Here is a 6,325-nt window from a genome sequence, read left to right as displayed (position 1 = left end):
TGTGGAAATGGAAGACGGCGATGCCGATTCCGCCATTGAAGCCCTGGATAACTTCAGCTTTGGCGGTCGCACGCTGCGCGTGAACGAAGCCAAACCCAGAGCCCCGCGCCAGCCCCGCTACTAGGGTCTGTAACGGACAAAGACACGCCCCGTTGGGGCGTTTTTTGTTGCGCGCACATCTTAAGGGACACCAACTGGTGTCCCTGACTATTCTTGAGCGGAGTGGTCAGGTGAGCCCTTGTGGCCCGCCGACCACTCCGCCCACCCTTTTTATTACCCTGCCATACTGACCGACGTTTCGCCGCATCGCCTCCAATTTGTTCGCCCCTGCCATATTTTCCCAGCCTTTTCTCCCAGCCAGCCGCCAGCACCTTCAATACCCCCAGTATCCTCGCAAAGCATCAATACCGACATTCAACACTCACACGGCCCCGCACGACCACAGCCAGCACGATGCGCTGCATGCCGGGCTGTCCACATCTCCACATTGCCGCATTTATTGCCGCACGCCAAACATTGCTGCCCGTTCCAGATAAACCCAGGCGAACTCAGGCGAGCTCCGTTTTCCATCCCCCCCCTTCCAGCAACACCGAAAATGGCCGCGTCCTTGCCGCCATATCCGCCTTCACCCGCAGAACACGCGCCAAATCCGACTGCACCAATACGCTTTGCTCACGCGATATTTTAAAATATCCGCTCTATTCCTGCATTTGCAGCTCGGCGCAGCCTATGGCACGCCCAAAGGGCATGGGTTGCCCGCAATGTATGAGCGCCTGCGTAAAAACAAGATATGCAGCACGCCGCCGCCACAAACGGGCGCAGTATATTGTCCCTGCGGCCCTGCAAACACTGCCACAAGAAGAGACGCGTAAGTTCAAGCATGTACAGCTGGCACATAAAATCAATATATAAATATTTTTTCAAACATAAAATCATTATATAAAAAAGATATTGCACGTTTTTATTAAACAACTGTATGATGTATACAGTAAGCATCCTACTTGAAAACGGCTTTTTTGTTCATTACACACTCAATCAATACCGAGAGAAATATTTCACACGTCACATGCAACGATTCTAAACAGTATTTTTTCAAAAAGCATGATCTGCTATTTGTGTGAACAGTTATTTTTGCAGATGCAATACTGTTTACACGCACAGCAGCAGGTAGACTGCACGGATTGGCCATAAAACAAGCCACTTACCGTGCCACAGAACGGAATCAGCCATGTGGACGAACCGCTTTGACCTCACGCACCCGCCTTTTGACCTGCTCACGCTGGCAGAGTCCTCTGCTCTCGCGGCCTCTGCCGACATTCTGTACTTCAGCGACGAGCAGGAGATTCTGGCTTCGGGCAGCCCGGTAGACGCCCTGTATCTGGTCATGAAGGGGCTTGTTCGTGAAATGTCGGGCGAGGACGTTGTGGGAGCCTACCGCGAGCACGAAACCTTCGACTGCCGCGCCCTTGCCACTGGCAAAACGGTTCACAGGTTTGTGGCGCACGAAGAAGCCCTGCTCTGCGTTTTCCCTGGCCGGGATGTGCTGGCCCTGACCGAAAAAAACTCCCTTTTTGGCGCATATTTCTTTGCCACGGTTTCAGACAAGCTTGGCCAGTTGGCCCAAACACGCGACCGCCGCGAATGGCAAAGCCTGTTTGCCGTCAAGATCAGCGACGCTGGATTCAGCGGCCCCATTTTTGCCGATGGCGAGGAAACCATCGCCCATGCGGCGCGCCGTATGGAACAAAACCGCCGCAGGTCCATCTTTGTGCGCCACGGACACCGCACGGGCATTTTTACCACCGGCGATTTTTGCCACATCGTGGCCAACGGCATATCCAACCAGACCCCGCTGCACCTCTGCGCCCAGTTTTCGCTGTTGAGCTGCGAAAAGGACGACTATCTTTTCAACGCCCTGCTGCTCATGACCCGGCATAACATCCACCGCATCGTGGTGACAGACAAGGGGCAGCCCGTGGGCGTTCTGGCCCTTATCGACCTGCTCTCCTATTTTTCCAACCATTCCCTGTCCATTGCGCGGCAGCTGGAGGCGGCCACCACCGTTGGCCACCTGCACACCGCCATGCAGAACATGGAATCACTTGTAACAACCCTGGTGACGCAAGGCATAAAAACGCCGCAACTGGCGCGGCTGGTTCAGGTTCTGAACACCCAGCTTATGGCCCGGCTGTGGCAGATGGTGGCTACCCCCGCCGTATTTGCGGGCAGCTCGCTGTTGGCCCTGGGGTCAGAAGGCCGTGGCGAACAGATTCTGAAAACCGACCAGGACAACGCGCTCATCCTTGCAGAAGGCCTGGATGAAAAGGAGGTGGAACAATCGGCAGAGAGCTTTACGCAGCACATGCTTCAGCTGGGCTACCCGCCCTGCCCTGGCGGCATGATGGTAAACCAGCCACTCTGGCGTCACACGGTGCGTCAGTGGGGGCAAACCCTGCACGGGTGGGCCAGCTCCACCCAGGGCGATGGGCTCATGCATCTGGCCATTTTTCTCGATGCAGAAACAGTGTCAGGCCCGGCCTCGTGGCTGGCGGCGTGCAGGCAGGCCCTGCACAGTGTTTTGCCCGACGATGCCGCGTGGTTTTCGCGCATGGCGTTGCCCATAGAGCAGTTTCCCACCCGCAAGGTGGAGACGGGCTTTTGGCGGCAGCTGCTCAATCGCGAAAAAAACGCCCTGCTCGACATCAAGAAGGCGGGCATTTTCCCCATCGTTCACGGGGCGCGCGTGCTGGCGCTGGAGGCGGGCATAGACGCCCCCAACACCTTTGACCGGCTGGGGGCACTGACATCACGCAGCATGCTTGAAAAATCCCTGGCAGATGACGTGGCCGAATCGCTGGCATTTCTCATGCGCCTGCGGCTTGACGCGGGCCTTGAAATGCTGCGCAGGGGCGTGCCCCTGAGCAACGAGGTGGATACGGCCACCCTGTCCACGCTGGAAAAAGACCTGCTTCAGGACGCCCTGGAGGTGGTGCGGCGTTTCAAGAAGATGGTTGGCCAGCGCTATGGTCTGGACAGGTTCTGAAATGTCGGCTCCGTGGCTGCAAACAGTGGCACGCATGTGGCGCATGCGCCAGCCGCCCGAACCCTACCGCTCGCTGCTGGGCGAAGACGACGGCCAGCTGGTGAGCATAGACTGCGAAACCACTTCGCTCAACGTAAAGGAGGCCGAACTGCTTTCCATAGCTGCCGTGCGCATTGACGGGCAGCGCATCTGCACCAGGCAGGCATTCAATGCACTGATCACGCCGCAGCACGCCCCAGAAGGGCAAAACGTGCGCGTACACGGGCTGCGGCCCTGTGATTTCAGCAACGGCCTGCCGCTTCAGGATGTATTGTTGGAGTTTCTTCAGTTTGTCAGGGGCAGAACACTGGTCGGCTATTATTTGCAGTACGACATTGCAGTGTTGAACAAATATTTGAGGCCACTAATGGGGGCAGCATTGCCAAACCGCCGGATTGAAGTTTCCGGCTGGTATTACGATTGGCGATTTGCGCAATATCCTGGCGCCTACATTGATCTGCGGTGGGAAACCATGGTCAGAAACCTGGGGATTCCCACCCTGCCAAGGCACGATGCCATGAACGACGCCATAACTGCGGCCATGATGTATCTGGCGCTGCAACCGCGCCGATACGGCGCGCACAGGCTCCCATAACGTCCTGCGTGTGATGTGGCGCAAGGACAAATGATGTACGGAGGGGACAATGGCCTCAGAATTGACACGACGGATTGAAAGAAATGCTCAGTACCAGCAATTGATCAAGGCGCGCAACGCCCTGGGCTGGAGCCTTACCATTCTTGTTTTTGCGGCCTATTACGGCTTTATCCTCATTGTGGCCTTTGACAAAAAGCTGTTTGCAACGCCCCTTGCAGCGGGCATGACCACAACATGGGGCATTCCGCTGGGCATAGGTATTATCCTGCTCACCGTGCTGCTCACGGCCATTTATGTGCGCAAGGCCAATAGCCAGTACGACCCTGCCCTCAAGCAGATACTTGAAAAAGAGGTGCAGTCATGAGCACGCCAGCCAGCACCTTGCCCAAGCATACAAATTCCGGCTCGTTCATCTGCCGCGCCCTTGGCGCACCCCTGCTTGCCCTGTGGGCTGCCGCCCTGCCTGCCCTTGCGCAGGCAGCCGGAACAATTGAAGAAACGCAAAAGCAGAACACCGACTGGACAGCCATCATCATGTTCACCGTTTTTGTGGGCGGATCGCTGTGGATCACCAAATGGGCCGCCAAACGCACCCGCTCTGCCGCCGATTTTTACACGGCTGGCGGCGGTATCACCGGCTTTCAGAACGGCCTTGCCATTGCGGGCGACTTTATGTCTGCCGCCTCGTTTCTGGGAATTTCAGCCGCTGTCATGGCCACGGGTTTTGACGGCCTCATCTATGCCATCGGCTTTCAGGTGGGCTGGCCGCTCATTACCTTTATGCTGGCCGAGCGTCTGCGCAACCTTGGGCGCTTTACCTTTGCCGATGTGGTGGCCTACCGGCTGCAACAGGTTCCCGTGCGCATATTTGCCGCATCGGGCACGCTGGTGGTGGTGCTCTTTTACCTCATAGCCCAGATGGTGGGCGCGGGGCAGCTCATCAAACTGCTGTTCGGCCTCGATTACCACTATGCCGTGGTTATTGTGGGCCTGCTCATGATGGCCTACGTGCTTTTTGGCGGCATGACGGCAACCACATGGGTGCAGATCATCAAGGCCTGCCTGCTGCTCGGCGGGGCCTCGTTCATGGCCTTTATGGTCATGGCGCGGTACGATTTCAGCCCCGAAAAACTCTTCACCGCCGCAGTGGGCATCAAACAGAGCACCGCCATCATGGGCCCGGGCGGCTTTGTGAAAGACCCCATCTCGGCCATTTCGCTTGGGCTTGCGCTTATGTTTGGCACGGCAGGCCTGCCGCACATTCTCATGCGCTTCTTTACCGTGCCCGATGCCAGAGAAGCCAGAAAAAGCGTGCTGTGGGCAACCACCTGGATTGGCTATTTCTACATCCTTACCTTCATCATCGGCTTCGGGGCCATCGTGTTTGTGAGCACCAACCCCGAATTTCTCGACGCAAAGGGCATTTTGCGCGGCGGCAGCAACATGGCGGCCGTGCATCTGGCAAATGCCATTGGCGGCAACATCTTTCTTGGTTTTATGTCGGCGGTGGCCTTTGCCACAATTCTTGCGGTGGTGGCCGGGCTCACCCTTTCGGGGGCCTCAGCCGTGGCGCACGACCTTTACGCCTCGGCCCTCAAAAAAGGCAAGGCAAGCTCTGCCGATGAGCTCAGGATATCCAAGCTGACCACCGTGGCTCTGGGCATCATCGCCATGTTTCTGGGCATTGTGTTTGAAAAGCAGAATGTGGCCTACATGGTGTCGCTGGCCTTTGCCATAGCGGCCTCGGCCAATTTTCCGGCCCTGATACTTTCTGTGCTGTGGAAAAACTGCACCACCAGGGGAGCAGTGAGCGGCGGCTTTGTGGGCCTGATTGCGGCGCTTGTCATGACCGTGCTCTCTGACGCGGTGTGGGTGGGCACACTGGGCAACCCGGCAGGCAGCGCGCCCTTTCCGTATTCCTCCCCGGCCATCTTTTCCATGCCTCTGGCCTTTGCGTGCATTTGGATAGTTTCTTTGTGCGACCGCTCGGCACAGGCACGGCAAGAGCGTGAGGCCTTTGACGACCAGAAGATCAGATCGGAAACCGGCCTTGGAGCGTTCAAGCCCACAGTGCATTAAGCAAGGCTTATGAAGCCCATGACTCGTTAAATTCAAATAATGGGGGGGCAATCCCCCCCATTAACACTACTGCGCAATTACTATCGCGAATCACTGCGCAAATTGCCTTGTGACTACCGGCAAGACATTGCAGAAAAAGCGAACGCTATCCATCCACCCACTTTGTAGCATCGTGCAGGTTTTATGAAAGCTCTGATCCCTGCACGGCCGCTTTGATTTTATCAGCAACACCTTCCAGTGCCTGTCTTGTGACAGGGGTTTGACCCTTGGCAAACCCCAGCTCGCCAAGCTGAATATGAGCAAAATTTGTAAAGCCCGCTTCTTCCAGCGTCTTACGCGCGCAATTCAACGGGCAACCGTCAACCGCCACTATCTTTGCCGCAGCTTCCGTGCTTTTTATGATGCCCGATACCCGGCCACCAACGCCTGCCAGACAAAACATTTTACCCACGCCGTTTTTTGAAGCCAGCCGGACAGACTGATCGGCAAGTTCGCCCACATCCGCAGCGCCGGAACAGGCAAACAGCAAATTGGGTGCCCCACCACATGCACATGATGCGCTCATATCG

General features: G+C 56.7%; 5 protein-coding genes and 1 pseudogene. 5 read left to right on the top strand and 1 reads right to left on the bottom strand.

All coding sequences use genetic code 11. The features are described 5' to 3' along the window. The 5 genes and pseudogenes from ACE3NW_RS08405 to ACE3NW_RS08385 all read left to right on the top strand — a co-directional run. Window positions 1-124, top strand: a pseudogene (locus ACE3NW_RS08405) (RNA-binding protein); the annotation flags it as partial. A gap of 1,104 nt (window positions 125-1,228) precedes the next feature. Then, window positions 1,229-3,043 (top strand): DUF294 nucleotidyltransferase-like domain-containing protein, encoded by a 1,815-nt coding sequence (locus ACE3NW_RS08400; RefSeq protein WP_374282341.1) that lies wholly within the window; start codon window positions 1,229-1,231, stop codon window positions 3,041-3,043. A 1-nt stretch (window position 3,044) separates the two neighbouring features. Next, window positions 3,045-3,677 (top strand): 3'-5' exonuclease, encoded by a 633-nt coding sequence (locus ACE3NW_RS08395; RefSeq protein WP_374282339.1) that lies wholly within the window; start codon window positions 3,045-3,047, stop codon window positions 3,675-3,677. 49 nt (window positions 3,678-3,726) lie between these two features. Then, window positions 3,727-4,041: a DUF485 domain-containing protein gene (locus ACE3NW_RS08390; protein WP_374282337.1), complete on the top strand. Its 315-nt coding sequence runs from the start codon at window positions 3,727-3,729 to the stop codon at window positions 4,039-4,041. Beyond that, window positions 4,038-5,756: a cation acetate symporter gene (locus tag ACE3NW_RS08385; protein ID WP_374282335.1), complete on the top strand. Its 1,719-nt coding sequence runs from the start codon at window positions 4,038-4,040 to the stop codon at window positions 5,754-5,756. The genes ACE3NW_RS08390 and ACE3NW_RS08385 overlap by 4 nt, the downstream gene beginning before the upstream one ends. A 181-nt stretch (window positions 5,757-5,937) precedes the next feature. Here ACE3NW_RS08385 and ACE3NW_RS08380 read toward each other — a convergent pair whose 3' ends face one another. Further along, window positions 5,938-6,321 (bottom strand): putative zinc-binding protein, encoded by a 384-nt coding sequence (locus ACE3NW_RS08380; RefSeq protein ID WP_374282345.1) that lies wholly within the window; start codon window positions 6,319-6,321, stop codon window positions 5,938-5,940. Window positions 6,322-6,325 lie beyond the last annotated feature (4 nt).

The sequence above is a fragment of the Desulfovibrio sp. genome (assembly GCF_041907885.1).
Taxonomy (GTDB): domain Bacteria; phylum Desulfobacterota; class Desulfovibrionia; order Desulfovibrionales; family Desulfovibrionaceae; genus Desulfovibrio.
This window is presented reverse-complemented; position numbering and strand designations above follow the sequence as displayed.

Coding starts and splice junctions, on each gene's coding strand:
- ACE3NW_RS08400 (WP_374282341.1), top strand. CDS start 1,229: ATGTGGACGAACCGCTTTGACCTCACGCACCCGCCTTTTGACCTGCTC.
- ACE3NW_RS08395 (WP_374282339.1), top strand. CDS start 3,045: ATGTCGGCTCCGTGGCTGCAAACAGTGGCACGCATGTGGCGCATGCGC.
- ACE3NW_RS08390 (WP_374282337.1), top strand. CDS start 3,727: ATGGCCTCAGAATTGACACGACGGATTGAAAGAAATGCTCAGTACCAG.
- ACE3NW_RS08385 (WP_374282335.1), top strand. CDS start 4,038: ATGAGCACGCCAGCCAGCACCTTGCCCAAGCATACAAATTCCGGCTCG.
- ACE3NW_RS08380 (WP_374282345.1), bottom strand. CDS start 6,321: ATGAGCGCATCATGTGCATGTGGTGGGGCACCCAATTTGCTGTTTGCC.